Annotated in this window: 30 protein-coding genes; 25 read left to right on the forward strand and 5 right to left on the reverse strand. The window is 56.3% G+C overall.

The genetic code is table 11. The annotated features are described in order from the left end of the window. The 18 genes from AK2_RS14950 to AK2_RS15025 all read left to right on the forward strand — a co-directional run. Positions 1-246: ArpU family phage packaging/lysis transcriptional regulator (locus tag AK2_RS14950; protein ID WP_217994714.1), on the forward strand; the 246-nt coding region annotated here is incomplete at its 5' end. Positions 247-1220: 974 nt separating this feature from the next. Continuing rightward, positions 1221-2654 (forward strand): site-specific DNA-methyltransferase, encoded by a 1434-nt coding sequence (locus tag AK2_RS14955; RefSeq protein ID WP_500778357.1) that lies wholly within the window; start codon positions 1221-1223, stop codon positions 2652-2654. A 34-nt stretch (positions 2655-2688) separates the two neighbouring features. Further along, on the forward strand, positions 2689-3243 hold the full coding sequence (locus AK2_RS14960; RefSeq protein ID WP_067936374.1) for an HGGxSTG domain-containing protein: 555 nt from the start codon (positions 2689-2691) through the stop codon (positions 3241-3243). Next, positions 3240-4484 (forward strand): PBSX family phage terminase large subunit, encoded by a 1245-nt coding sequence (locus tag AK2_RS14965; RefSeq protein ID WP_083521271.1) that lies wholly within the window; start codon positions 3240-3242, stop codon positions 4482-4484. Before AK2_RS14960 ends, AK2_RS14965 begins: the two co-directional genes overlap by 4 nt. Then, the gene (locus AK2_RS14970; RefSeq protein WP_067936378.1) at positions 4477-5994 is read left to right on the forward strand and encodes a phage portal protein; all 1518 of its coding nucleotides are present in this window, start codon (positions 4477-4479) and stop codon (positions 5992-5994) included. Before AK2_RS14965 ends, AK2_RS14970 begins: the two co-directional genes overlap by 8 nt. Next, positions 5991-7004, forward strand: coding sequence for a structural protein (locus AK2_RS14975; protein WP_067936381.1), 1014 nt, complete (start codon positions 5991-5993; stop codon positions 7002-7004). The genes AK2_RS14970 and AK2_RS14975 overlap by 4 nt, the downstream gene beginning before the upstream one ends. A gap of 225 nt (positions 7005-7229) precedes the next feature. Beyond that, entirely contained in the window at positions 7230-7373 is a 144-nt protein-coding gene (locus AK2_RS16970) for a hypothetical protein (protein ID WP_157076374.1), read from the forward strand. A 56-nt stretch (positions 7374-7429) separates the two neighbouring features. Beyond that, positions 7430-8938: a hypothetical protein gene (locus tag AK2_RS14980; RefSeq protein WP_067936385.1), complete on the forward strand. Its 1509-nt coding sequence runs from the start codon at positions 7430-7432 to the stop codon at positions 8936-8938. Between the two features lie 27 nt (positions 8939-8965). After that, entirely contained in the window at positions 8966-9304 is a 339-nt protein-coding gene (locus tag AK2_RS14985; RefSeq protein ID WP_067936388.1) for a DUF2190 family protein, read from the forward strand. A 27-nt stretch (positions 9305-9331) separates the two neighbouring features. Next, positions 9332-9820 (forward strand): hypothetical protein, encoded by a 489-nt coding sequence (locus tag AK2_RS17325; RefSeq protein ID WP_217994715.1) that lies wholly within the window; start codon positions 9332-9334, stop codon positions 9818-9820. Then, positions 9718-10380 (forward strand): phage major capsid protein, encoded by a 663-nt coding sequence (locus tag AK2_RS17330; RefSeq protein WP_217994716.1) that lies wholly within the window; start codon positions 9718-9720, stop codon positions 10378-10380. Before AK2_RS17325 ends, AK2_RS17330 begins: the two co-directional genes overlap by 103 nt. Before the next feature lie 62 nt (positions 10381-10442). After that, positions 10443-11615: a phage tail protein gene (locus AK2_RS14995; protein ID WP_067936392.1), complete on the forward strand. Its 1173-nt coding sequence runs from the start codon at positions 10443-10445 to the stop codon at positions 11613-11615. 38 nt (positions 11616-11653) lie between these two features. After that, entirely contained in the window at positions 11654-13066 is a 1413-nt protein-coding gene (locus AK2_RS15000) for a distal tail protein Dit (RefSeq protein ID WP_169794808.1), read from the forward strand. 12 nt (positions 13067-13078) lie between these two features. Continuing rightward, a complete protein-coding gene (locus tag AK2_RS15005) occupies positions 13079-15274 on the forward strand; it encodes a phage tail spike protein (RefSeq protein WP_067936399.1) in 2196 nt (731 codons plus the stop codon). A 16-nt stretch (positions 15275-15290) separates the two neighbouring features. Next, a complete protein-coding gene (locus AK2_RS15010; protein WP_067936402.1) occupies positions 15291-15542 on the forward strand; it encodes a hypothetical protein in 252 nt (83 codons plus the stop codon). A gap of 181 nt (positions 15543-15723) precedes the next feature. After that, positions 15724-16026, forward strand: coding sequence for a hypothetical protein (locus tag AK2_RS15015; RefSeq protein WP_067936406.1), 303 nt, complete (start codon positions 15724-15726; stop codon positions 16024-16026). 5 nt (positions 16027-16031) lie between these two features. Continuing rightward, positions 16032-16532 (forward strand): phage holin, LLH family, encoded by a 501-nt coding sequence (locus tag AK2_RS15020; protein WP_067936410.1) that lies wholly within the window; start codon positions 16032-16034, stop codon positions 16530-16532. Next, positions 16513-17619, forward strand: a complete 1107-nt coding sequence (locus AK2_RS15025) for a GH25 family lysozyme (protein ID WP_067936413.1) — start codon at positions 16513-16515, stop codon at positions 17617-17619. Before AK2_RS15020 ends, AK2_RS15025 begins: the two co-directional genes overlap by 20 nt. 196 nt (positions 17620-17815) lie before the next feature. Here the strand turns inward: AK2_RS15025 and AK2_RS15030 are convergent, their stop codons facing one another. After that, on the reverse strand, positions 17816-18226 hold the full coding sequence (locus tag AK2_RS15030) for an ArsI/CadI family heavy metal resistance metalloenzyme (RefSeq protein WP_067936416.1): 411 nt from the start codon (positions 18224-18226) through the stop codon (positions 17816-17818). Positions 18227-18510: 284 nt separating this feature from the next. Beyond that, a complete protein-coding gene (locus tag AK2_RS15035; protein WP_067936420.1) occupies positions 18511-18843 on the reverse strand; it encodes an ArsR/SmtB family transcription factor in 333 nt (110 codons plus the stop codon). Between the two features lie 159 nt (positions 18844-19002). On the opposite strand from AK2_RS15035, the gene AK2_RS15040 reads away from it, so the two are divergent. The 4 genes from AK2_RS15040 (at position 19003) to AK2_RS16975 (ending at position 21055) form a co-directional block, all read left to right on the forward strand. Beyond that, positions 19003-19326 carry an ArsR/SmtB family transcription factor gene (locus tag AK2_RS15040; RefSeq protein ID WP_067936423.1) on the forward strand — a complete coding sequence of 108 codons (324 nt, stop codon included), beginning with the start codon at positions 19003-19005 and terminating at the stop codon, positions 19324-19326. Between the two features lie 16 nt (positions 19327-19342). Beyond that, positions 19343-20386, forward strand: coding sequence for an ACR3 family arsenite efflux transporter (gene arsB, locus AK2_RS15045; RefSeq protein ID WP_067936427.1), 1044 nt, complete (start codon positions 19343-19345; stop codon positions 20384-20386). Positions 20387-20399: 13 nt separating this feature from the next. Next, positions 20400-20837, forward strand: coding sequence for an arsenate reductase (thioredoxin) (gene arsC, locus AK2_RS15050; protein ID WP_067936431.1), 438 nt, complete (start codon positions 20400-20402; stop codon positions 20835-20837). A 74-nt stretch (positions 20838-20911) separates the two neighbouring features. Next, on the forward strand, positions 20912-21055 hold the full coding sequence (locus AK2_RS16975) for an AbrB/MazE/SpoVT family DNA-binding domain-containing protein (protein ID WP_157076376.1): 144 nt from the start codon (positions 20912-20914) through the stop codon (positions 21053-21055). A 269-nt stretch (positions 21056-21324) separates the two neighbouring features. On the opposite strand, the gene AK2_RS15055 is transcribed toward AK2_RS16975, so the two are convergent. After that, positions 21325-21897 (reverse strand): TetR family transcriptional regulator, encoded by a 573-nt coding sequence (locus AK2_RS15055; protein ID WP_067936435.1) that lies wholly within the window; start codon positions 21895-21897, stop codon positions 21325-21327. 236 nt (positions 21898-22133) lie between these two features. Between AK2_RS15055 and AK2_RS15060 the strand changes: the two genes are divergently transcribed. After that, positions 22134-22895, forward strand: a complete 762-nt coding sequence (locus tag AK2_RS15060) for an SDR family oxidoreductase (RefSeq protein WP_067936438.1) — start codon at positions 22134-22136, stop codon at positions 22893-22895. Positions 22896-23937: 1042 nt separating this feature from the next. Here AK2_RS15060 and AK2_RS17870 read toward each other — a convergent pair. Together AK2_RS17870 and tcmP are read right to left on the reverse strand one after the other, a co-directional pair. Then, on the reverse strand, positions 23938-24576 hold the full coding sequence (locus AK2_RS17870) for a tyrosine-type recombinase/integrase (protein ID WP_083521273.1): 639 nt from the start codon (positions 24574-24576) through the stop codon (positions 23938-23940). 249 nt (positions 24577-24825) lie between these two features. After that, positions 24826-25233, reverse strand: coding sequence for a three-Cys-motif partner protein TcmP (tcmP, locus tag AK2_RS17875; RefSeq protein WP_083521274.1), 408 nt, complete (start codon positions 25231-25233; stop codon positions 24826-24828). A gap of 122 nt (positions 25234-25355) precedes the next feature. Here tcmP and AK2_RS17685 point away from each other — a divergent pair, with 122 nt between their 5' ends. Together AK2_RS17685 and AK2_RS17880 are read left to right on the forward strand one after the other, a co-directional pair. Then, positions 25356-25481 (forward strand): hypothetical protein, encoded by a 126-nt coding sequence (locus AK2_RS17685; RefSeq protein WP_281180678.1) that lies wholly within the window; start codon positions 25356-25358, stop codon positions 25479-25481. Beyond that, positions 25450-25722 (forward strand): DnaB-like helicase C-terminal domain-containing protein (locus tag AK2_RS17880; RefSeq protein WP_217994717.1); only part of this gene is annotated, 273 nt, incomplete at its 3' end. The genes AK2_RS17685 and AK2_RS17880, both read left to right, overlap by 32 nt.

Raw genomic sequence — 25722 nt, forward strand, 5'->3', positions numbered from 1 at the left:
TTCTGCCGGGAGGTTGAGCGCGCCGTGGACAGCCTGCCGGAGTATCAGGCGCAGATCATGCGCCGGCTGTACATGGATCATGAGCCGAGCCCACGCAACCCGGCCAGGAGCGACTTGCAGGTGTGGCGCGAGATCTACGAGGCCGGGTGGTACGTATCGGAAAGATACTACGACGAACAGAAGGCGCAGGCGATATTCCGGCTCGCGGAGACATGGGGGATCACGCAGTACGAGGATGACCGCTGATGATGGGAAAAATGCCGGGTCGATCTCATGTCTGTCTCCGTACACTGAGCCATGTCAGTCCAAGGAGGTGTGAAACAGTGGACGGAGGATGCTTTGGATTTTTTACACGTTGGGCCATTGTGTTCCTGATTATCTTCGTGTTGTTCTTCCTTCTAGTGCCAGGTATCGGTGGTTACGCAGGGGGCGGCGCTTATGGTCCGGGCGCTGGTGCCTATGGACCGGGTGGTGCTGGAGTTGGAGCATACTGAGTAAGGTAAGAAGGGTATAAACACCATCCTGGATATTATTGAAGAGGGATGGTGGAAAAGCTATTTGCACCACGGTATCCGTTTACTGGTGAACAAAAATCCGTGCGTTTTTGGGGCGCTTTTCGTGTGTTTTCCTTGCGAAAATGCCACGGGAAACGGCACTATACTGGGGCCAAGCGAGGCTATGTCCATTAGGCCCTGCCGATATGGCGGGGTCTTTTCGTTTAGGAGAGGAAGCCAAGTGACCAAGCGAGCGCCGCACTACACTATCAGCGATTTGGATACACCCGGAGCCTAGTCAGAGACCCGGCAGCGAGTGCGGATCGTGCTGAGGGACGCAGGCGACGCAAGAAGAGGCCCAGGCAGCGTCAGAGGGACCATGCCCGCGAGAATCGTACGCCTCGCCCCTCTGACGTTGCTTAGGCACCCAAATTTTCTTTTATGGCGATGGATGGCTGCGGGAAACCGCGTCTACGTGCCAACTTGTCATCTTTACCCTTCCTAGCGGGTGGACTCATTACATTGGAGCGGCTGATTGGCCGCCGATTCTCTTTCGCGGACTTGCGCCTAGTGCGCTGTCCATAGACCTCATGACAGACCGCGCGAAAAATCTCCAGTCTCCCGGAAGCAGCAGCGCCGTATACGACGTACCGGCGGGGAAACCGGTACGGAGCTGCGCCCTCCTTTCGTACCGTCAAGTGCCACCTGGCGGCAAGGCTGGAGCTGGTGGGCCGCGCGGCGCATTACATACTACACCCGCTTCGGCGGGTCTTCTTTTTGCTTACAAGGTCACGGAACGAGGTTGATGCAATGAAAGTCGAACGGATCCCAGTGGAGCGAATCAATCCCGCTCCATACAATCCGCGAATCGATATCCGACCGGGTGATCCGGTGTACGAGAAGCTCCGGCGTTCCATTGAGGAGTTCGGTTTGGTGGAACCCATCGTCTGGAACCAGCGAACAGGCAGAGTGGTCGGTGGTCACCAGCGCTTGAAAGTACTCCAGGAGATGGGCGTCACAGAGACCGATGTGGTGGTCGTAGATCTCGATGACACCAGGGAGGAGGCGTTGAACCTCGCGCTCAACAAGATCGAGAACGATTGGGACACGTACAGGCTCAAGGAGCTGCTCGAGGAACTGGACATCGGCGATATTGACCTTGCCATCACCGGTTTTGACGAGGCTGAAATCGAGGAGCTGATGACCAAGTTCGCGCTGGAGTCCGACGAGAAGGTCCAGGACGATAACTTCGACGTAGACGAGGCCCTGGAGGACATCGACGAGCCCATTACCAAAGAGGGCGATGTCTGGCGGCTCGGCAGGCATTGGTTGCTGTGTGGGGACGCTACCAAGCGCAGGGATGTCCTGCGACTGATGTCCGGGCACAAGGCGCAGATGGTGTTCACGGACCCACCGTACAACGTCGATTACACCGGGAAAACGAAGGATGCTCTAAAAATCCAAAATGACAAGATGGACGACCGCGAGTTCTACGAGTTTCTACGCGCCGCCTTCCGGAATGCCTATGAGGTTACCGTGCAAGGCGGCGCGATTTATATCGCCCATGCCGATTCGCAGGGCCACAATTTTCGGCTCGCGATGGTCGATTCCGGCTGGCTGATGAAGCAGTGCATCGTCTGGGTGAAGAACTCCATGGTCCTGAGCCGTCAGGATTACCAGTGGCGCCATGAGCCGATTTTGTATGGCTGGAAACCTGGCGCGGCTCATTCCTGGTACGGCGGCCGCAAGCAGACCACGGTCATCGAGTCGCCCGAAGGCCTCGAAATCACCGAGGACGAGCGTGGGGTCATCATCACGGTCAGCTCGGGACTTGAGACGGTCATGTTACGTGTCCCGTCCTACGAGGTGCTGTACAGCGGCGCAGATGAGGGAACCACAGTATGGCGGTTCGAGAAGCCTGTCAAGAGCCGCGAACACCCGACCATGAAGCCGATCCCGCTGGTTGCGCGGGCGATCCAGAATTCATCCAAGAAGGGCGAGATCGTGCTGGATATGTTCCTCGGCTCTGGGACTACGCTGATGGCCTCCGAACAGACCGGGCGCGTGTGTTACGGTCTGGAGCTTGACCCCAAATTCTGCGACGTCATCATCCGTCGCTGGGAGGAGTTCACAGGGCAAAAGGCAGTGAAATTCGCGTAATCGAAAAACAAACCCCATGCAAGAAGGTGGTGAGATGCCGAAATGCGGGGCAAAGACCCGTAAGGGAACTCCATGCCAGAACAACGCCATGGCGAACGGGCGGTGCCGTATGCATGGCGGGAAGTCCACTGGGCCGCCGCCGGAAAAGATGCGCGGCAACAAGCACGCTCTCGTGACCGGGGAGTATGAGACCATCTGGCTGGACACGCTCGACGACACTGAGCGCGTCCTTTTTCATGTGGTCGACACCGACGCCCTGGCGCAACTGGACAACGAAATCCGGCTCACCGATATCCGGGAGCGGCGCATGCTCCAGCGGATTCAACGCTTGCAACTGGGCAAGGACATGATGCCGATTCAGGTCACGCACCGCAAGGTGAAAGGCCCGGATGGCGAGGAAAAGACCGAGGAAATCACCATGCAACCGGCGCTGGACACCATCCGACGCATCGAGGAAGCGCTGACTCGCGTCCAGGAGCGAAAGACCAAGCTGATCGAGCTAAAACACCGGATACTCAGCGGCGGGCGCGATGATACGAGCAGCCTGGATGGCCTGGTCAAGGCGATCAGGGAGAGTGGCGGGGCATGAGCTTCCAGTGGGGACGGTTCAGCCGCAAGCAGTTGGCGTCCATGCGGGAGAGCAACGCCCGCCTGAACATCTGGGAGGGCGCAGTGCGCTCAGGAAAGACCATTGCCAGTATCGTGCGGTGGCTGGACTTTCTCGCAACGGGCCCGCCCGGCGACCTGCTCATGGTCGGCAAGACCGAGCGGACGTTGCGGCGGAACATCCTGAATCCGCTCGAGGAAATCCTGGGGCCGCGCTTGTTCCAGTACAACGCTGGTGAGGGTGAGGCGCGCATCTGCGGGCGCCGGGTATACGTCGCAGGCGCCAACGACGAGCGGGCCGAGAACAAAATCCGCGGCTTGACCCTGGCCGGGGCCTACGGGGACGAGATCACGTTGTGGCCGGAGAGCTTCTTCCGAATGCTGACGTCCCGCCTGTCGGTGCCGGGGGCCAAGTTCTTCGGCACCACGAATCCCGACAACCCATTCCATTGGCTGAAAGTGGGCTACCTCGAGCGCCCAGGGCTGGACCTGAAAGTCTGGCACTTCGAGCTGGAGGACAATCTCAACCTCGACCCAGCCTATGTCGATGCACTCAAGCGAGAGTACACGGGCCTATGGTACAAGCGGTTCATCCTGGGCCTGTGGGTGCAGGCTGAAGGCGCCGTGTACGACATGTGGGACGAAGAGCGGCACGTGGTCAGCGAAGTTCCGCACCCGCATGAGTGCGACCGGCTCATCGCCGGCGGGGACTATGGGACCACGAACCCGACGACTCTGCAGCTCATCGGCCGGCATGGCGGGCGTTGGTACGTCCTTCGGGAGTATTACTTCGACAGCCGGCAGACCGGCCGGCAAAAAACCGACGCGCAATATGCCGACGACTTGGAGGCCTGGCTTGGCGACGTTCAGGACCGGGTGACCATCTACCTGGACCCGGCGGCCGCATCGTTTGCGCTTCAGTTGCGCCGGCGGGGGCTGCATGTGGTCGACGCCGACAATGCCGTGCTGGAAGGCATCCAGCTGGTGGGACGGCTTCTGGCGGACGGGGAGTTGCTGGTGCATGAATCCTGTACGCACCTGCGGCGGGAGTTCGCCAGCTACGTGTGGGACCCGAAGGCCCAGCAGCGCGGTGAAGACAAGCCGCTCAAACAGAACGACCACGCGCTGGATGCCCTGCGCTATGCGCTGTACACGCACCTGCAACACCCGCCGCTGGATGACGATATCCGCGAGGCGTTGAAGGGGGTGAGGTTCTATGCCTGATGTGCGCACGAAAACGGTCCGGCCAAGCTGGTGGCGGCGGGCCATCGGCGAAATCAACGCGCTCCGGCAACAGATGTGGTCCGTGTCGGACTTCACCGTGCCGTACACGCTCGACAGCTCGAGGGTGGACTATCACCTGGCGCGGGACCTGTACCGAAACACCCGGGAACAGTACAAGCTGGGCGCGGCGTTCGCAAAGCCCATCATCAACACCACGGCCGGGTTCATGGGCGTGCCGCACTTTTCGCACGATGATCCGGACGCAGACCAGGCACTCGAGGAACACTTCACGCGCTGGCGCGGCAAGCTCCTGCGCGCGGTCCGCAACGCGCTGCGGGACGGGGATGTGTTTGTGCAACTGGCACGGTATCCCGACAAGTTCAGCCGGCAGCCGCGGTTCCAATTGCAACTCATTCCGCCCGAATGGGTGACACCGGTACTCGACCCTATCACCGGGGAGTGGGCCCAAGTGGTCATCCGGCACCCGGTCACGATTCGGGACACAGACGGGCGAGTCACGTCGGAATACGTGGTGGACGAGACCTGGACACCGGAGCAGCATATCATCACGGCTGACAGCCGGGCGCCGGCGGAGGTGAAGGCGCGCGACCGGGCGGAGAACAACCCCTGGGGCTTCATCCCTATCATCCATTTCAAAAACGAGGCCGAAGAGTACCAGATGTATGGCGTCAGCGAGCTGGAGGCCGTCGAGCCGTATCTCCGCGCCTATCATGACGTGATGCTGTTCGCGGTGCAGGGCTCGCAAATGTTCTCCCGGCCGAAGGTCAAGTTCAAGCTCAAGGATGTGCGCAAGTTCCTGGCGGACAACTTTTCGCAGGACGAGGTAAAATCCGGGCGGATCAACTTCTCTGGCCGGGAAATCTTCTTCCTGCAGGACGGAGAGGACGCCGAGTTCATCACGGCCGACAGCGGACTGGCCGGTGTCACGACGCTGCTCAAGTTCCTGTACTTCTGCATCGTGGATGTCACCGAGACGCCGGAGTTTGCGTTTGGAACGGCGGTGCAGTCGTCCAAGGCCTCAGTGTCAGAGCAAATGGTGCCGCTCATGCGGAAAATCCACCGCAAGCGCGGCCAGTTCGAGGAGCCCTTCGGTGAGCTGGCGTCAATGTTCCTGGCGATGTGGGCGAAGGTGGAGAACCGGGCGCTCGACAGTTACGACGCGCACATCGAGTGGGACGAAGTCAGCCCGCAGGATGACGCGGAGGTTGCGACCACCATCAACACGCTTATCAACGGCCTATCCACCGGCGTGGAGGCGGGGCTGGTATCCATGGATGCCGCAGCTGAGTTGCTCCGGGACTTTGTGCCGCAGATGCTGCCGTGGGTGGACCCGGAGGCAGACGAGGACGAACGTCGCCGTGTGGCGCGCAGTTTTGCCCTTGTCCAGCGCCTGCGTGACGGGGAAGGCATAGATGACCTATCCGTGAACCCAAGCGGCGCACAGGGCCAAACCGGCGCGAATCCTGCGGCGCCGGGTGATGCCGGATGAGCAAGGTCATCAGCGAGCGTGAGTGGTATGACCTGCTCCCAGACAGGGACTACGCCGATTCCCTGATGGCTACACGGAACCGGCTGGCCAAGCAGGAGGTGGCTACCGTGCGCCAGGTGAAGGCCGTATACACCCGCGTGGCGAAGCAGCTGCGCGCGGAGATTCAGCAGGTCACGCCAGGAACCCTGCGGGCTGGGCACCTGACGGCACTCGCTAAGAAGCTGGAGCAAGCGGCGGATACGCTGAACAAGGACCTGTTGTCGGCCATCTATTCCGGCATCAAGCTGGCGGCCCAGGATGCCACGGACGGGGCGGAGCAGGTGGCGCTGGATGTGCTCAAGGATGTGTTCGACACCGCCTCGGTGCGTGCCATGTTCGCATCCATTAACGAGCAGGCGGTGCTGGCCGTGCTTTCCCGTACCCGGAACGACGGGCTGAAGGTCTCGGACCGCATTTGGCGGACATCCCAAAGCGCCCGGAATGCGCTGACCAAGATGGTCGAGGATGCGGTCACCCGCGGGCTGAACAGCCGGGTACTGGCGCGGCAGGTGCAGCAGTACCTGCAGCCAGGGGTGTGGACGGCGTTCAAGGACGAGACCCGGCGAAATCTCAAGGTGCCGCGTGACGTCAGCATGGAGGCGATGCGACTGGCGGTGACGGAGTTGCACCATGCGTTTCATGAAGGTGCGGTGCAATCCTATCGCGCTACACCCAGCTATGAGGGAGTGTACTGGAGACTGAGCAGTAACCACCCGCACACAGACATTTGTGACACCTACGCCACCCATGACGGCAATGGTTTCTGGAAAGAGGGCGACGAGCCGAGCAAGCCGCACCCATGGTGCAGATGTGTCATCGTCCCTCGCCTTGAGGACACAGCCCAGTTCGTCCAGCGGCTGCGGCAATGGACGCAGGACCCGCAATCGCAGCCGGACATCGAGGCGTGGTACACTGGGTTGCCACGGCAGTTTCTGCGGAGGCCGAGCCAGACTGGAGTGACATGGCTGTGATGCACGAACGCCTTCCCAGAGGCATGACGCCACCTATACCTAGATACCCGAATCGGTCAGCCGTCCTGTGACGCTGGCCGATTTCAATTATGTGGCCGAGATTCGGCGCGCACTTGCGGCCCTGCCATTCGACGTTCGGGTGGTGGCCTGCCACGTCGAGGAGAACGACGGGGAGCCGCCGCATGTGAGTCTTGCGCTGGAAGTCACAGAAAGGAGGAATGTCACGTGAGCGGGCACATCAGTCGATACAATCCCCAGTCACGGACATTTGTCCGACAAGGCCAGGGCGGCCAGTGGCAACCGAAGGTCTTGACACAGCGGCCGGCGGCGAGAACCACGCTGGCGACCGCGCCAAAACCATCGAAATGAGCACAGACGCCGACTGAACCGGCGCTTTTTTCATGCCCGGAAAGGGGGTGATGGGATTGGCGTTTCGGATTGACAAGAACACGGTCAGCTCGAAGGCATGGGGAAGCGTGGACAAGACGGCCCTACGCAACCGCTTGGTCCAGGGCCTCGAGAACAACGAGTCCGGCGTGCAGGCAGCAATCCGTGAGGTGTACGCGGTGATTAAGTCCAGCGACTTGTCGGACGCGCCCTCGGAGAACTGGTGGGGGCCGCATCATGAGGTCCGTGAGGATGGCACCGTGGTGCTAAACAGGGAAGGCCTCCATGCCGACGCGGCTGCACTGGCGGGCGCAAGAGCGAACCCAGACCTGACGCCGGAGCAGCGGCGCGAAGCTGCACGACACCTGCTCCGCCACTACCGCGACATCGACGAGACGCCGCCGGACAGTCTGTTGCAGCTGGCCGGGGAGTCCGCAAGCGGTGAGATGGTTCGCCTGGAAGCGGCCGTATCCGGCGAAATGAGCGTGAATGACGTACCGGTGGCACCGTGGGTCGACCTGTCCAAAATCAAGGCGGGTGACGACGATCCCATGGAGGTCGTCGTGGAGGTCCCGGCCGGGAAGTCGAAGCGCGGGTGGAACTACCGCCCGGAGGCGCTGCGGCGGATTGTCGGCGAGGTCATGTCAACCGGCCTGCCGGGGTTCCTGGGCCACCAGAAGGCGGAGGACGTCAGCACGCAATTCTTGCCGCTGGCCACACACTGGGTCGGTGCCAAGTGGGAGAACGGCAAGGCATATTTCCGAGGCGTCATCGACAAGGCGGCCGCAGACCTCAAGCGGTGGATTCGCGCCGGGGTCATCCGCCAGGTGTCCATCTTTGGGATGCCCAAGCTGTCAAGGTCGGCGACGGGCGAGATCGACGTGGTGGACTATCAGCCACTGTCCATCGACTGGACGCCGCTCAACCGCGCCGGGATGCCGACATCGGTGGTGGCGGTCGGGGAGATGGACAGCACTCTCGGCGGTACAGAACCGCCCAATCACGGAGGTGGTCAAACGATGAACCTACAGGAGCTTCTCGCCCAGCTGCGCCAGCAGCTGCAGGTGAAGAACACGACCATGGCCGCGATCTGCGGCGAGATGGGCTGGGATTTTCAGAACCTGGCCAAGGAGATCGGCGGCGAGCAATACCGCGTGCTGGAGGCCCGGGCGAACGCGGTCGGTGAGATGGCCGAACTGTTTGGTCTCGGCCGGGACGCGGAGCCTCAGGCCGTCCTTTCCGCCGTAAAGGCCGCGCGCGAGGTACAGCTACAGCAGGCCCGCCAGGCGCATGAACAGCTCATCGACAAGGTGGTCGGTGAGATGGTGGTCGCCGAGGCTGCCCGCCCGCTGGTCAAGCGCATGCTTCACGTTCCGGATAACGCCGATGAAGCGGCGATCCGCAAGGCCGTTGGCGAGATGTTGGAGCAGGAGGATGTGAAGACAGCGCTGTCAGGCCTGTTCAACTCTGCGCCGGTGCACGGCCGCCAGGACAACCGCGCCGGCAGCCACTTGGATGAACTCGCTGTCCAGCGGGTATCCATCTAATCCTACGAATCGCAGGAGGTGCTGGGAATGGGACGCCTGGTTGCAGAAGGAAAGTCGGTCAAAGTCACGGCCGCAGCTGCGGTCACTCAGGGGGACTTTGTGTTGGAGGGCGGTTTCTTCGGGCTGGCTGTGAACTCGGCGGATGCCAACGGAGAAGTCGTGCTGAACATTGAGCCCGGCGAGTATGAGACGAGCCAGATCAACACGGCCGATGCCTTCAATGCCGGGGATGCCGTGTACTTCGATGCGACGAACAAGGTCTTGACCACAGCGGACGGTGGCGGAGCCAATCGTCTAGTCGGGCGCGTGACGGTCGCCAAGGACGCGAATAACGTCATCTGGTTCTTGCTCGGTCCACAGGTCTAAACGGAACGAACCGTGGAGGTGGAACGAATGCCGAAAGTCATCACGCTGGAAACGTTGCGCGAGCAGCGCCGCCAGGGTACGCATGACATCCGCGTGCCGTACGTCTCCCCTTCGGGCGAGATGAAGGCGGTCCAGACGCGGATCGTCAACGGGGAAATGGAGGTCTTTCAGCTGATCCGCCCCATTGGCGAGATGATTACCACGCCGGCCGGCCTGGATCAACTGGTGCAAAAGACGGTGGTGGACCTGCAACTGGGCCGAGAGCAGGTGCCGCTTTTGTATCAGCCCATTTACCGGAACATCACGGACGCGAACCTGACCGAGTTTGTGGACATCTCGCCGGTGGTGGGCGCCCGGGTGGTGTTCCTGCAGCACATGGAATTGGAGGAAGTGAAGTTTTCGGGACCCGCGTGGTGGGGCCGAAGGACACCGTGCCCATCATCACGTATGCGGCGGGGTTCGAGTACACCGAGGACATCCAGGAGTGGGACAAGACCTGGCAGCTGGCCGAGCTGAACCGGGCCATGGGTGAGGCGTACAATGCCCTGCTCAATCACTTCCACCTGTCGCCGATCCTCACGTACAACTACCCGTCGAAGAACAAGACGGCCGCGGCGACGGAGGGTGCGACGTACCTGGAGAAGCTGCGCAACACCATCAAGCAGGGCCTGATTGACGCGGCTAAGGATAAAAACAAGGATACCCTATCCCCGCGCCGTCCAACGGTTCTGCTGGCCCACTCCAGCAACCAATGGGACATCGAGGAAGCCCTGCAGCGGCAGCAGATTGGCGGAACCATTTATCCGGCCATCAGCCAGATTGACACGCTCATCTTCTACGATGGCTACAGCGTGACGGTAGGCGAGAAGACCTACACCTATCCGGGCGTAGACCCTGGCAAGGCGTACCTCATCGACCCGCAAAAGTATTTCGTGGAGCTGGTCAAGCACGACCTGCGCGTCGATGCCTCCGGGCCGGACCTCAGCCGCCTGGTGGTCAGCCAGATCGTCGGCCGCGCCCGCCGCGGGGTGTATGCGGCGCCTGGTAACGCGGTGCAGGAACTGACCCTTCCCTAATCGGGGGTGATGGCGGATGACGCCGACGGACGATCTGCGCACGCGCCTGCGCCGCATGCTGGATGAAGTGGTACCGGACGGCGGCACGGCGGCCGATACACGGTTCACGGACGTGGCCGAAGCTCCAGACGGAGCTGGAGCCGGTGATGCAGTGGCTGGGCGTGATATTCAAGTTCGTCTTTCAAGCCGCTGCCGAAACCGTGATGTTTTATATCAATTCCATCGTTCTGGTCATCAAGGGCGGCATCAACGTTATAACCGGCATCATTCAGTTCTTTGTCGCGCTCTTCACCGGGGACTGGAAGGGCATGTGGGACGCGGTCCAGCAGATATTTACCGGCGCGGTCCAGCTGCTTCATGGCCTGTTTAATCTGTGGTTTGTCGGCCGGATTGCCGGTCTGCTCGGCAGCTTTGCGTCCAAAGGCCTATCGATTCTCGGCGGTTTTGCGAGCAAGGCTTCGGGGCCGCTTGCAAAGTTCGCGTCGTCTGCACTCAGTTCTGTGGGTCGCTTCACCTCGGGGGCGGCCAGCCGCGTTGGCAGCTTTGTGTCAAATGCCCTTAGCTCTATGGGCCGTTTTGTCTCAAGCTCTTTATCCCGGATGGCCAGCTGGGCCTCGAGCATGGTCTCCCGCTCAAACAGTGCCATGAACGGGTTTGTTCGCGGGATTACGAATGGCGGCAGCCGGGCTTTGTCGTATGTACGCAGCATGGCGTCCCGGATTGTCAGTGCGTTTACGAGCCTCCCGGGGCGCATGTTGTCCATTGGGCGCAACATTGTCTATGGCATCTGGAATGGAATCCGCGGCCTTGGCGGTTGGTTGTCCGGAAGGCTCATCAGCTGGGCCAAGGCCATCATTCCCGGGCCGATAGCGAAGGTCCTGGGGATTCACTCCCCGTCCCGCCTGATGATGGAGTACGGCGGTTACATCGTGCAAGGATTGGCCAAAGGCATGCTGAGGGCTCAGGACTTGGTCAAGTCGGCGTCCCAGCAGGTCGCTGAAACCAGCATGTTGACAGCTCCGTCTCCTGCGTTTGCGGCCAGTATCGGGGCGCAGAGCGGGGCACAGGCTGTGACGAACAGCCGGACCGTGAACATGCACGCGCCGCTCATCGGGACGGTGGTCGTCCGGAATGACCGCGACTTCCAGCGGATTGAAACGATCATTCAGTCCATCACACGAGAGAATGCACGGCAACAGCGTGCCCAAGGGCAAACGGGGGTGATTCGAGGATGATATTCGGGTTGCGGCCAAAAGACGCCCCGGGCTTTCGGTTGGACGATGTCCACTGTGGGGAATACGGCATTTGGCTTCTGAACTCGAAATTTCCCGGCCTTCCGTCGACACAAGACCGACGGGTCTCCATCCCGGGCCGGGATGGTGCGTATGACTTCGGGTTCGACTTCGACGCTCTGACGCTGTCGCTCGACGTGGCTATCGAGGGTACGTCTGAAGCGGATGTCCGGTTCCGGGTGCGCCAGATCGCAGCGTGGCTTGACCCGAGAAAGGGCCAGAGGAAACTCGTATTCGATGCTGACCCTGACCGGTTTTACTATGTTCGTTTCTCCGGTTCCATGGACGTGGAGATGACGGCAAGAATCGGCCAGGCCACGCTGACATTCCTAGTGGCCGATCCGTATGCATATGGAGAAGAACAAACGATTGCTCTAGCGGAGACCTATACGATCCACAATCCGGGAACGGCAGACGCATTCCCGGTTTTTGATGTGACATTGAAACAGCCGACGACCTTCCTGGCGCTGGTAACTCCGGATCAGTTTATGCTGCTCGGCAATCCGGACGCGGTAGATCAAACGCCGGTAGTCGCCGAAAGCAAGGCCATCTATGACCCGATGGATAATCTGGCTGTATGGCAAACCGGGACGTATGTGGAAGACGGATTGATCCAGGGCAGCTTCAAAACCACCGGAGTTTCTTTCCAAGTGGCTGACTTCGGGCCAGCTACCGGCGGTTGGGCCGGCCCTGCACTCAAGCGGTCGGCCGCAACACCGCTCCAAGACTTTCGCGTCGAGGCGCATGTGACGTTTCGGTCGAACAGCAAAAATGAGATGGGACGCCTCGAAATCTACCTTTTAGACCCAAACGGCTCTGTGGTTGCGAAGATGTCCATCTACGACATCTGGAGTGGAATGGAGCTCACCAAGGTGTACATGCGTGCTGGAACCGACCAGGGTGTGATGGAGACGTTCGGGAAGTCGAAAGGCGCGCTGAACGACTTCGATGGGCTCATGAAAATCCAGCGCAAGGGTACCCAGTGGACCGCGTACCTAGCGCGGATTGACGCCAACTGGCGAAATTACGACATCATCCAAACGACTTTCAATGACATGCAAGGAAAGTACCAAAGCAAGGTAGCGCAAGTGGAGATTCACATGGGCCGGTACCAGTCGACTGCGCCGACAGCTACGATGGCCATCGGCACGCTGACGCTGTATGAGCTCGACGATCCCGGTGCGAACGAAGTCCCGTATATCGGCGACGCCGGTGACACAATCACCATCGATCATAATCGCGCCGCGGTCTATCGCAACGGTGAACCCATGATGTCGCTCGTCGATCCGTCGAGCGACTTTTTCGCACTTCCGCCCGGCGATACGTCACTGTCCATCGAACCTTGGGATGCGGTGGATTCCGCAACCGTGACCCTTCAACCTCGGTATCTGTAAGGAGGAAGGGTGATGACGCCAATCTGGGTGTTCGACCGTAGCGAGACGCTGGTCACTGTCCTCAGCAATGACAATCCCGGCGCTTGCCCATTCTGGGACGACGTCCATGACGAGCAGTTGAACGGTGTCCTCACCTATGAGTTCACCGTGCCCGCCGACCACTCGGACGCTGCATACTTGGTCCGCGACAACTACGTGGCGATCCGTGACATGGACGGAAATCTAGTGCTGTTCCAAATCAAGATCACGGACGAGCAGCGTGATACCAATGACGGCACGTTGACCAAGACCGTCCACGCGGAGAACGCTGCTCTGGAGATCCTGGGTACGATTGTCCGGCCGCAGACATTGAACGCCGTGACAGCGGAGCAGGCGCTACAGACCGTCCTTTCCGATACTCGCTGGGATGTCGGGATGGTGGATTGGCTCCAGACACAAGACGTTGTGTTCGACCAGTACATCACGGCCATGGCCGCCGTCCAGCAGATCCAGCAGACGTTCGGCGGCGACCTGCAGTATCGGGTGGAGCTGCAAAACGGAAGGATTGTCGGCCGCTATATAGACCTGCTGGAGCATCGCGGGAGCAACAACGGAAAAACCTTCACCTACGGAAAAGACCTGCAGGGCGTGACACGCACGGAAGACAGCACGCAGCTGTACACGGCCCTGATCGGTTTGGGGAAATCGGATGACAATGGCAAGCAGCTGACGTTCTCGGACGTGGAATGGAGTGTGGCTACAGGCGACCCGGTGGACAAACCCAAAGGCCAGGACTGGGTAGGCGACCCGGCCGCTTTAGAGCAGTGGGGATATGCCAGCGGCACGTTCCATCGTTTCGGTCTTTATACGGACGAGGACGAGGAAGATGCCGGGACGCTCCTGGAGAAAACCTGGGCCGCGCTACAGCAGTCGAATGCACCCAGGCTGACCTATGACATCGACGTGGTCCTGTTGGAGCGGCTGGCAGGCTACGAACATGAACGAGTGCGCCTAGGCGACGAGGTTCTGGTCAAGGACATGACCTTTCAGCCCTATCTGGCCGTATATGCCCGCGTGATTGAATTGCAACGCAGCTACACGGACCCGACGAAGGATAAGGCTACGCTGGGCGAGTTTCAGCCTACGTTCTTGGGTATCGACGCGACGGTGGAGGCACTTCAGGCAAAACTCGCTCAGAAGTCCGGGTACTGGGATGCCAAACAGTCGGCCATTGCTCAGGGATCGGCGCCGCCCGGTGACCCGACGACTCAGCCACTATGGATTGATACGTCGCAGACACCGAACGTCCTGAACGTATACAACAGCGACTCGGGCCAATGGGTAAAGGCGACGCCGACACAGGCATCCGAAGTTGGAGCCATCGGTATGGGGAATCCGCTCCCAACTTCGATGCTTGATGGCGAAATTGACGTCGTGACCAACAAGATTAAGAGCGGGGCGAACATGTACTGGGACGATGGCGGTCTTGTCCTCATCGACCCGAACATTCCAAATAACCGGGTCCGGCTGTCTGCGGGCGGCGTAGGCGCCTCAACGGATGGGGGAAAGACCTTCCGAACGGCCATGACAGGCGCAGGCATCGTGGCTGACCTGATCACGACTGGAGAAATGTCTGCCGACCGCATCAAAGGCGGTACGCTGACGCTCGGCGGAAGCGGCAACGGGAACGGCATCGCGAAGATACTTACAGCTGCTGGCTATAACGTGTTGACCATTGATCAGAGCGGCATCTACGGCACAAGCCCGGACGGCCTGATCCGTATCAGCATCAACCCGAACGACGACAATCGAGAAGCCTTCAAGGCGGAGTATAAGGGTCCTGTAGATGGCAAGTGGTATTCGTCATTCGCCGTTTCGGCGTCGAACGAAGGCGGACTGCTACAAAAGTATATCCGCAATCTCATCGCGGAAGGCATCGTGCAACTCAACGGCATGCAGTTTCAAAGTGGTACATTCTCGGTGACGTTGAGCGGGAATGGGTCAGGGTCAGCAGCACAGTACACAACAACCACGGTGACGCTGCCGCAGGCGTTTCCGGTGGCATTGGATTTTGTCTTAGTCACTTGGCGAAGCAATCTCACTGGTTACTTGACCCAGTTTGAAGCGTATCCAGTGAGCGGGAGTGCCAATCAGTTTCGGTTCACTGCATGCACGCAATACAATGGCAGTTTTACCCCTTCTTTCAATTATCTCGCCATCGGGCACTAAGGAAGGAGGCTCGTGCATGTCGTTTCAGTATTGGTTCCTGTATCGTCTCTCGGACGGTGAAATCGTCGAGCGGCACATCAACAGCGCGGAACAGTGGGAGAGCCTACCGGACGGATTGGGGGCCATTGCCCTGCCACTGGACAATGCCGACGCAGAGGCAGTGTTCAACGGCACTCCGGGTTACAAGGTGCAAAACGGCCAGCTCGTTCTCGCGCCAGCGCCGTCCCAAGATGAACTCCTGCAGGGCCAAGGACGCGAAAAATGCTGAGCTTGACCAGGCCTGCATCGCCGCTATCAATTCTGTATACACCGATACGAACGTGACCGACTTCACCACCGCGATTCAAAACTATCGCCAGACTCTGGCGTCAAAGCGGCAAGAGGTCGCTAACGCTACCACGGTGGACGCGGTCAACGCGATTTCCTGGGATAGTTAAGGAGGTGATGCGATGCCACAGGAACAGAACATAAGAGATGAATGGTACTCGAACAAAGACCTGTTCGAGTTTTTTAATGCCCTACAACGTGAGTTCGACGGGCTGAAAGCTGAAATGCAACAGACTAGGGAGGTGATCCGGCGGTACAACGGACTTCGTGAAGAGCTTGAGCAGGTAAAGGCGGACCTTCGGACCATGCAAGATGAGGCGCGTGGCCGGAATTCTGTGGGCCGAGCTATCCGCGAGTGGGGCGGGTGGGCAGTGGCCCTTCTTTCAGTCGTGGCAGCTTATCTGAAATTTTTCCACGGAGGTTGATGGGGATGGCAGACCAGTTGGTTGTGAATGCGTTGATTGGTGTGCTTTCGATGGCCCTCACGGCCGGCGCGGCCTATGCCGCACGGTGGCTGCGCAGTCATGTGCGCTCGGAGACATTGGGGCGTCTTCTTGAAGTGGGGGAGGTCATTGTCAATGCCGTCGAACAGGCGGCCGCGGCCGGTATCCTCACTGTCCCGAAGAAAGATGCGGCTGTTCAGCGCTTGCGGGATTGGGCGGCCCAAGAAGGCGTGCAATTGTCGGACGAGCAAATCAGCGACATCATCGAAGCTGCTGTCAAGGCAATGAAAGACGCTGGGAATGAGTTGAAGGCCTCGGCCGAAACGCAGAGTGAAGACTTGGAGTCCAAGGTTCAGGCTGCCCAACAACGCCTGACAGACGCGCAAGCGAAGGCACAGGTGGCACAAGCCGAGGTCCAGGCTGCACAAGCTGCCTTGGAGCAAGCCCAAAAGGAGGCGGCAGTAGCCAATGGCAACGCCAGCGCTTGATCAACAATGGGTACTCGGACTCGACGTGAGCAACATCCAGAAAACCATTGACTGGGACAAGGTGGCTACATCGGGCCGGAAATGGGTCGCAATCAAGGTGACAGAGGGCGCGACCTTCCATGACCCATACTTTCAGGCGAACATGCGCGGGGCGAAGGCGGCGGGACTCCTGCGCCAGCCTTATTGCTTCGCGCGGTTCGCCACTTCCACCCCGGAAGATGAGGTGGATTCATTCGTCAAAGCGGTCGAGGCCGTGGCGAAATGGGACGAGTTGATCCCCGCGTTCCTGGACTTGGAGGACGCGGCGGGCTTGGAGCCTGCGGCCCTAGCAGACCGCATCGAACGCTGGTTTGAGCGGTTCAAACAGAATACGGGCCAAGAAGGTGTCCTGTATACCTATCCAGCGTTTGTGGCCGAGCATCTCAAGGGGCAGGACCTGTCTCATCATCCGCTCTTGATCGCGCACTACGGCGTCGACAAACCGACTATCCCTGCACCCTGGAAATCAATATGGGGCTGGCAGTACACCAGTGACGGGAATCTTCCTGGGATCAGTGGACGCGTGGACCTGGATGTCTACTGTGGCACTCTGGCATCCCTGCAGGCCCTGGTCGGCAAGGGAGCAGCCACGACGAACCAAGCAAGCGCCCCCAAAATCTCCGGCCACCGCACGCTCTACTCTGGTGCGACGGGTAGCGACGTTAAGCTGTGCCAGCGCCTGTTCTACCGCGCCGGGCAACACCCGGGAGCAATAGACGGGGCCTATGGTCCTAACACCATAGCGGCGGTCAAGGCGTTCCAGGAGGAGGCTAAAATCGACGTGGACGGGATTTGCGGCCCGGACACATGGAACCACCTTCAGAAGGCAAGACAGGCCAGCAGGCCGCTCACAACGAGCGGAGATAAAGGCCAGCAGGTCACAGACCTGCAGTACCTGCTTGCATACTACGGGCACAGCCCTGGCAACGTGGATGGCGTGTTCGGGCCTAAAACTGAGGCTGCAGTGAAGGACTTCCAGCGAGCAAAAAAACTGACTGTGGACGGCAAGGTGGGCCCGCAGACGTGGGGGGCGTTGTTGGCTGTGTGACGAAAACCCCGGTCGCTTCTGCGGCCGGGTTTATTGCTCATTTCGGAGTGTCCTACGGATTACGGTCGATTCAGGGGTGCGAAACTTGAGTTATTAAATTTCATGGCGAACGGTACTTGACGAGAATTGAGACTTAGCCCCTTAGCCCATAGTTTTTAGTACTTTTATGTCGTACCCCAATAAAAAAGATATCCAGTTAGGCGCCCACACCGCAGCAAGAGGTCGAATCCTTGGACTGGTCGGCGTCTGCTTTCGTAAAGAAGAACTCCCATTCATTTCCGTCCGGATCATGGACCCAGAATTTGTCTTGTACGGAGTAGCAACAAGTCACATTCATTTCGTCGCGAGTTGTCAAGCCCAAGCCGTGAAGACGATCTCGTTGCAACATCACTTCATCCGTATCCTTTACTTGGAGACCAAAATGGCTTACCTGATTGCCACTGACCGACTCGCACAAGTTCAGGGTAAAATTGAGCGCGGGGTCTTCCAATATGAACTTGGCGTAATCCGGCCTCACTTTGACCGGTTGGGCATCAAAAAGCTTGCTATAGAAATCAATCGATGCCTCAAGATTCGTGACATTGATCCCAATATGCGTGTACATAATTACCCCTCCATCGATAAAATTGGATTATCTAAATCTAAAAAAGTCGATTTAATCAACATAGCAAACAGGAATGCTTGGGGGCGAAACCTGGATGGGTACAAGATTGTCTCTTCTATTCAAGAACTGAAACCTCCCTGACGAGAACTTCCACAACTCGCGAGTACGGCGTTCCACCTCCTGGTTCCAAAGTTGAAACATCTTTTCAGCGAAGTAGGGATTCATCATTATGGTCCCCCTCGTTCAACAATACATCCAAAAAAATCGATGAATCGTTCAAAAGAGAATCAGCAACAGGAGCCAGGCGGTCGGAAAATGCAGCAGAGTTGCTCCGACAACAGTGCATTCACCTCTTCCGTATTGATTTCATAATAGCTCCATGTTCCTTGCGTCTCCCGTCGTATCAACCCTGCGTCCATCAACATCTTTAGGTGATATGACAAGCTTGATTGTGGAGTTTCAAGAATCTCCACCAAGTCACAGACGCATGTTTTTCCGCGTTGGCAGAGTTCGTACATAATCCGAAGCCGCTTCTCGTCCGCAAGTGCCTTAAATTTTGCAACGAAAGGTTTCAGGATGTAATTCGGACTTTGTGGAGCGAGAACCTTTAGCTCTTCCATCGGCTGTGACCCTCTTCATCGAATAATTTGGATGTATTGTGATGTTAAATCCTCATTTGTCGTTTGTCAATAGTGCATCGAGAAATTTCGATGATTGACGTAAAGCGGGTGATGAAGTATATAACAATATAGTTATATTGTATGGAGGAGGATATGTAGATGGACTTCGAAGGCCTTGCGGATGCACTGAAGGCACTCGCCGATCCGACACGACTTCGGATTGTTTCGCTTCTGAATATCCGCGACTGCTGCGTTTGCGAACTTGTACCGCTGTTTGGGATTTCACAACCGGCAGTGTCAAAGCACATGAGCCGACTAAAAGCATCCGGTCTCGTGAAGGAGACGAGAAAAGGCATGTGGGTGTTTTATTCCTTGAACAAGGACCGACTGGCGGAAATCGGGATGTCTCTCTCCCATTTGCCGGATTTAACGGATGAACTAAGGCAGCTCGAACAAAAAGGGCTGCTTGTGAAATGCGAATAGGGGGTATAGAAAGCCAGTGCAGAAGAGATTGTCTTTCCTTGACCGATACTTGACTATTTGGATATTTGTGGCAATTTTGGTCGGAATTGCTGTCGGATATGTGTTCCCACACTTCGTGAGTGTCTTAAACCAGTTACAAGTCGGAACGACGTCCATCCCAATTGCGATTGGTTTAATCTTAATGATGTACCCGCCGCTTGCGAAGGTCCGGTATGAGAAAATCGGTCAAGTGTTTCGTAACGGAAAAATCCTTGGTTTGTCCCTGCTGCAAAACTGGGTCATTGGACCTGTGTTGATGTTTATTCTTGCACTGGTGTTTCTTCGTGGGTATCCCGAGTACATGGTTGGCCTTATTATGATTGGGCTCGCTCGTTGCATTGCAATGGTTATTGTCTGGAACGACCTTTCCAAAGGTAATGCTGAATACGCGGCAGGTCTCGTGGCGTTCAACGCGATTTTTCAGGTGCTGTTTTACTCCATCTACGCTTATATCTTCGTGACCATTGTCCCGCAGTGGCTCGGATTTCACAGCATGATCGTCCATATCACCATCGGACAAGTCGCAAAGAGCGTCTTCATCTACCTGGGTATCCCCTTCCTCGCCGGTATGATTACCCGTTTTGTGTTGGTTAAAGCGAAAGGACGTATCTGGTATGAGAAGAATTTCGTACCGAAAGTCAGCCCTATCACACTCATCGCACTGCTTTTTACGATCATTGTGATGTTCTCTCTAAAGGGGAACCTCATTGTTAGTCTGCCCCTCGATGTGGTTCGTATTGCAATTCCGCTTTTGATTTACTTTGTTGTCATGTTCTTGGTTTCTTTCTTCATGGGAAAACGTGCAGGAGCGGATTACTCGGTGACATGCACCTTATCATTTACAGCAGCCAGCAACAACTTTGAACTCGCGATTGTTGTCGCGGTCGGCGTGTTTGGCATCGACTCGGGCGCAGCCTTCGCAGCGGTCATTGGTCCATTGGTGGAAGTTCCTGTGATGATCGCATTGGTCAACGTGGCGCTCAAATTCCAGAAAAAATATTTCCAGAAAGCTGTAGCTTAAGGGAGCGATTATCATGTCAAAAAAGCCACTCATTTACTTCTTGTGTACAGGAAACTCGTGCCGTAGCCAAATGGCGGAAGGCTGGGCACGGTATCTTGGCGGGGACAAGATTGAGGTGCACAGTGCAGGCGTGGAGGCTCACGGATTGAATCCAAGAGCTGTAGCGGTCATGCAAGAAGTCGGAATCGACATTTCGCACCACCAGTCAAAGCTGATCGATCCGAACCTGATAAACCAGGCTGACTACGTGATTACATTGTGCGGAGATGCCAACGACCGGTGTCCCATGACACCACCACATGTGAAACGCCTACATTGGGGCTTAGAAGACCCTGCCAAAGCGACAGGAACGGAAGAAGACATACAGGAGAAGTTTCGGCAAGTACGGGACAGCATTAGAGAAAAAGTGCAGAGATTCTTGGACCAACTGGTGACCACACAACTTGCTTAAACATTATAATCTACTCCTATGCGTCATCGACTCAATCCATTCTCTCCCGCTACGATAGGGGTGGAGGGGATGGCATGGAACGGATTGCGCAAAGAAAAGTTGATATGCTCGGCCGCATCGTATTACCCATTGACATCCTGCGCATTTTGGATATTCGGGACGGCACACCAGTGGAGATCTGGCGCGAGAATGAGGCCATAGTGTTTTCCGCAACTTAAAAATGCAGAAGAACGCGGCGCTCCGATATACCGCGTTCTTAATATTTATGCGGTCTGGACAGGGGGTGCTTATTGCACATTCGCCCCCTTTACCTGAAGAAGCGACGCTCCGTTCCGTTGTGAAGATGAAGAAACAAGAGACAGTGGTTTTAAGATTTTTACAATAGGCTAGACAGTTCTTGTTCTGACACGGGACTGTAGAGCACGTTTCCACCAGTCATTACCGCCCAATACCTGTCACCGTACCCCCTCCAGTTGCGAAATTCATATCAGCTTTCTTCACCTTTAGCGATCAGGCTAATCGCCTTGGCGATTGCATCCCTTGTCTCTTTTGGGATTTTCACGGCATCTGGGTCGTGGGACGGCCCGAAAGGATGTGTCGGCGTCCAGGCAGTGGCCAAGGCCATGATTGCCGTCAAAAGAAAGCCAGGTGTGAACGTCGTTCCTACCAGACCATCCTTTTGCGCTTCCATTATCGCTTTAATTTTCTTGTCGCGGGCGGTGGTACGCTCGGTGATATTGTCCATCTTCTGCTCCAAACTGTACCATGACATTAACCGTACTATATGTGGATGTGTCATAGCCCAATCGAATACTTTTGCCGCATAACCTGGAAGGTCCTCAGGTGTGAAGGAAATTTCCTCATAAACACGCGTTAAGTGTTTCCTGAGGACAGTTGTAAAAAGCGTTTCTTTATTTTCAAAGTAAACGTAGATCAGATTCTTGTTGCATCCAGCATTCTTAGCGATGCGGTCAACACGCGCGCCCGCAATGCCGTAGGAGGAGAACTCCTCCAAAGCTGCCTCTAAAATTCGTTCTTTTGTTTCCTCAGCGTTTCTCAAGGATTGTCCCACCTTGTCCAAGCATTCATTTCGTGTTTTCACTATATCACACGAAAAACACAGTTGACTAACTGGTTGGTTTTGAATATGATGTAAACAACCAGTTAGTTATATCCTGGGTTGCAGCAACTGGTTGGTTAGACTATCTGGCAACTCTTATGAAGAATGGAGAATTACACGATGACACAATCCGATGTCGTGTTCAAAACACAGACTCATGCTGGAGGCGAACTTCGATGAAACTTTCAGGAAACACAATACTTATTACAGGCGGAGGTTCTGGAATTGGGCTGGCATTTGCTGAGCGCTTTATCAAAGCCGGAAATGAAGTGATTGTTTGCGGACGACGTGAAAGTGTCCTTCAGGATGCCAAGGAGAAATTCCCAAATCTCATTACTCGCGTCAGTGACGTTGGAGTTGAATCTGACCGTACAGCGTTGTTTGACTGGGTGACAACGAACTATCCCGACGTCAACGTATTAGTGAACAATGCAGGGATTCAACAACGTTTTCATGTGTTGAAGGCAAATGCGAAGGACAATTGGAGCTATTACAACAATGAAATCAAAGTCAATGTTGAAGCGCCTATTCATCTATCCATGCTGTTTGCCTCATTTTTTGCAAGTAAAGAAGATGCAGCCATTGTGAATGTGACGTCTGGGTTGGCTTTCACACCCCTGGCGATTACCCCCGTTTATTCGGCAACCAAAGCAGCGCTGCACTCATTTACGATGAGTCTCAGACACCAACTTTCCGATACATCTGTAGAAGTCATTGAAGTAGCTCCACCGATGGTAAACACGAATTTAGGTGGCGAGGGTTTGAATTCCCAAGGAGAACCATTAGACGCTTTCGCAGATGGAATTTTCCAAGGGTTCGCAGAGGGTAAAGAGGAGATTGGCTATGGCTCGTCCGTGGATCGCCTGCGCATGTCACGTGACGAAATCGACGTATACGTAGATAAAATGTATCAAGCTATGAAAAGCACCATTGAGTAATTTTTGATGAGCATAGGGACTGCTTCCGTAGTGGATTTCACCGCTCTTGGGACAGTCCCTTCGTCGTTTCATTCTTTGATTAACAGACTCACTATTCAGCTAATCTGCCCGTTGCTGCAATAAGTGTAGCACACAGGAAACGTATGAATATGCAATATTAATGCATCAAAACGAGAATAAAGCCAGCGAGTATAATTGCTCCATGCCGATTTCGGGTCGTTTGAATAAACGACAGTTTAATATACTCCGGTTTCGTCAGTGAACAATTTGTCAGGAAATAAGTACCTTCTCTTTTTTCCATCAAGATTCTCCCGCTTATTGTTTTGTTTTATTTATAAGTTACTCTTATTTAACGACGATTGAAATCGTTCTATTGTGATTCGTGATCTCGAACGACGCGGACGAGGGTGTGGCGATAAAATGTTTCGAGGAACGGAGGTTAGCAATTCGTTTGCAAATACGGTTTTGGTTTGCGGAGGGTATGAAAAAGCGGCTCTCCGGGGGAGTCGGGAAGCCGCGCCACGACTAGAATTCTTGGCGGAGAGGGTGGGATTCGAACCCACGGTGGGCTTGCGCCTACAGCGGTTTTGAGGTTCCCAACGCATCATTTCTATTGAATAAATGAGCACATGAATGAGCACATGAATGAGCACATGGGCGCACTTGTGTGCGGGTGTGCAAACTCACCCGAAATGTACGTTAATGGATGTAAATCCGGTTCAGAATCGAGAGCCCAAAATGCCTGTTATGACGAGGAAAATGACACTCAGGGGAGTTAATTTGTATTCGGTACAAGATGCCTCTGGCCTGCCTGGGAGACAGTGCTTATGTTCAGATGTTTTTTACCAGATGTCTGGGTAACACCAGCATGAGGAATGGTGTACGTTTTGGTGTACGAACTCATTGCAACTTGCCTAAAATCGACGCATGACGAACGGGTTGATGGAACGAAAATTTGCTGTTGTCGCGGCACTCAATGGGTCTCACAAGATCGTATGTACATCCCATGAAACAGCCACTAAGTAGCCTTACAAGCAGGGGGTCAGCGGTTCGAGCCCGTTACCGCCCACCATAAAATCGTTGATATGGCGCGGATTTTGAGACCTTGGCCGCTCGTTGGCGAGCGGCCTTTATCATGGTTTTTGTGTGCGTATTGTGTGCAGGCCGTTTTTATTGGCCGCGAAACAGCATGTGTTGGAGCTTGTCCGCAGCGCTCATCTGCATGTTGGGGAGGACATGGGAGTAGCGGTTGAGTGTCATTGGGTGTCATGTTGATACTGGCATGCCCGAGCCGTTCACTCACGATTTTCGGATTTTCTCTGGCAGCCAGGAGCAACGTCGCGCACGTGTGGCGCAGATCATACAGCCTGAGTTCCTCGTGGAGGTCAGCAGCCTTCAGAATGAGTTTGAAGTGCCGGCGAATGAGGTTCCGCTTGTGAAGCGGCTCTCCATTCTCCGACGTAAAGACAAACCCGTACTCGTGGTAGTTTGGCCCTGCTTTGAGCTTGCGCTGAGCCTGTTCAACACGGTATTGCCCTAACGCCTCGACGACATCTGGCGGCAGCGGCACGCTTCGGCGGCTCTGAGGCGTTTTGGCTCCTTGAGGTACCATTGGCCATCCCGTCGTTCCAAAGACCGTTGTACGCGGATTCTGCCGGTTTGCAAGTCCGCATCTTCCCATTTCAGTCCGTATGCCTCGCCCGGTCGAAGTCCCGCCGTGATGAGTAACCCCAATTTGTGGTTCGTACCATAGAAAAGGAAGTATTTCGTGGTGTTCCTAACACCCTTCATTTCAAATGACCTAACGTACCTGGCTGCTCTTTCTTGAAGTTGTTTTTGGTAAAAGTCGTGGAATTAATAAATACTTCGCATTTGGCATGTCCCATAAGTCGTTGGATCAGTTCAAAGGGAAGGTTGTAACCGAAGGGATCTATAAAGACGAAGGCCGGAGCCAATTTAACCCGGTGGTTTCGGTGACCTCAAGGATCACCTTCGTGGGTTCCTCGAATGTCGAGTTGGTTGCGGAAACATTTATTCGACATAGGATTTTCATGTTATTTAGCCGGTCCACAAGTGAATCATAGCGTGCCCTGTCTTCTTCCATGAATAGGCACACAATTTCGGGCGGATTCCACCCGTGTTTAACACAGGCGTCCAGGTAGTTCACTGCTTCTCTAATCGCGATCACGGGGGAACCATCTTCACCGTCCGTATAGATTCCAGGTCCCGCGTGTCCATCTATGAACAATACACGTCTGTTTGTGAACCCCATGATAGGAAACCACGCTCGCAAGTAATTTCGGAGGATGATATGCTTTGCCTGCGTGTGTGGTTCCATTTTCCAGACAGTAAGAAGTTGGTCGTTCGCGTACCCGGCACCTTTAGTACATAAGATTCTCAATACAGCAGGGAAAACCAGGAGCTGCAGGTCAGACCGAGGATCTTACAGAGGACCAACTGGTGAAGGTGTCGTCGGCCATCGACGTGATCGCGGATGTCCCCATTGACGACGCCCGCAGTGTGACGGCGGACTACATCGCGGCGGAAATGAAGCGTGGAAACGGACGCACGGGCTGGACGTGGTGATCGTGGACTACCTGCAGGAAATCAAAGAACCGCCGGAGCCCAACGACAACGCCGGGTCGGCGTATGCCCGGGTGGCCCGGAAGCTGCGCAACAGTGCGATTGCGCGGTCATCGCCCTGAGCCAGTTGCTCCGTGATGCCGAGGGAGGAAAGCCGCAGTTGCGGCACCTGTATGGCAGTTCCGGCATCGAAAGTGCAGCTGACGTCATCATGCTCTTGCACCGGGACAAGGAGGAGGCGCCG

This window comes from Alicyclobacillus kakegawensis NBRC 103104, assembly GCF_001552655.1.
In the GTDB taxonomy this organism is placed as follows: domain Bacteria; phylum Bacillota; class Bacilli; order Alicyclobacillales; family Alicyclobacillaceae; genus Alicyclobacillus_G; species Alicyclobacillus_G kakegawensis.

What these genes read in the sequence shown, in the direction of transcription:
- AK2_RS14985 (WP_067936388.1), top strand. Translation starts at nt 8,966, where the DNA reads ATGGGACGCCTGGTTGCAGAAGGAAAGTCGGTCAAAGTCACGGCCGCA.
- AK2_RS14965 (WP_083521271.1), top strand. Translation starts at nt 3,240, where the DNA reads ATGAGCTTCCAGTGGGGACGGTTCAGCCGCAAGCAGTTGGCGTCCATG.
- AK2_RS16975 (WP_157076376.1), top strand. Translation starts at nt 20,912, where the DNA reads ATGGAACGGATTGCGCAAAGAAAAGTTGATATGCTCGGCCGCATCGTA.
- AK2_RS15035 (WP_067936420.1), bottom strand. Translation starts at nt 18,843, where the DNA reads ATGGAAGAGCTAAAGGTTCTCGCTCCACAAAGTCCGAATTACATCCTG.
- AK2_RS15005 (WP_067936399.1), top strand. Translation starts at nt 13,079, where the DNA reads ATGACGCCAATCTGGGTGTTCGACCGTAGCGAGACGCTGGTCACTGTC.
- AK2_RS15015 (WP_067936406.1), top strand. Translation starts at nt 15,724, where the DNA reads ATGCCACAGGAACAGAACATAAGAGATGAATGGTACTCGAACAAAGAC.
- AK2_RS17325 (WP_217994715.1), top strand. Translation starts at nt 9,332, where the DNA reads ATGCCGAAAGTCATCACGCTGGAAACGTTGCGCGAGCAGCGCCGCCAG.
- AK2_RS15040 (WP_067936423.1), top strand. Translation starts at nt 19,003, where the DNA reads ATGGACTTCGAAGGCCTTGCGGATGCACTGAAGGCACTCGCCGATCCG.
- AK2_RS17870 (WP_083521273.1), bottom strand. Translation starts at nt 24,576, where the DNA reads ATGGGAAGATGCGGACTTGCAAACCGGCAGAATCCGCGTACAACGGTC.
- tcmP (WP_083521274.1), bottom strand. Translation starts at nt 25,233, where the DNA reads ATGGAACCACACACGCAGGCAAAGCATATCATCCTCCGAAATTACTTG.
- AK2_RS14970 (WP_067936378.1), top strand. Translation starts at nt 4,477, where the DNA reads ATGCCTGATGTGCGCACGAAAACGGTCCGGCCAAGCTGGTGGCGGCGG.
- AK2_RS15060 (WP_067936438.1), top strand. Translation starts at nt 22,134, where the DNA reads ATGAAACTTTCAGGAAACACAATACTTATTACAGGCGGAGGTTCTGGA.
- AK2_RS14975 (WP_067936381.1), top strand. Translation starts at nt 5,991, where the DNA reads ATGAGCAAGGTCATCAGCGAGCGTGAGTGGTATGACCTGCTCCCAGAC.
- AK2_RS15020 (WP_067936410.1), top strand. Translation starts at nt 16,032, where the DNA reads ATGGCAGACCAGTTGGTTGTGAATGCGTTGATTGGTGTGCTTTCGATG.
- AK2_RS15025 (WP_067936413.1), top strand. Translation starts at nt 16,513, where the DNA reads ATGGCAACGCCAGCGCTTGATCAACAATGGGTACTCGGACTCGACGTG.
- AK2_RS15010 (WP_067936402.1), top strand. Translation starts at nt 15,291, where the DNA reads ATGTCGTTTCAGTATTGGTTCCTGTATCGTCTCTCGGACGGTGAAATC.
- arsC (WP_067936431.1), top strand. Translation starts at nt 20,400, where the DNA reads ATGTCAAAAAAGCCACTCATTTACTTCTTGTGTACAGGAAACTCGTGC.
- AK2_RS14960 (WP_067936374.1), top strand. Translation starts at nt 2,689, where the DNA reads ATGCCGAAATGCGGGGCAAAGACCCGTAAGGGAACTCCATGCCAGAAC.
- AK2_RS14995 (WP_067936392.1), top strand. Translation starts at nt 10,443, where the DNA reads ATGAAGTGGTACCGGACGGCGGCACGGCGGCCGATACACGGTTCACGG.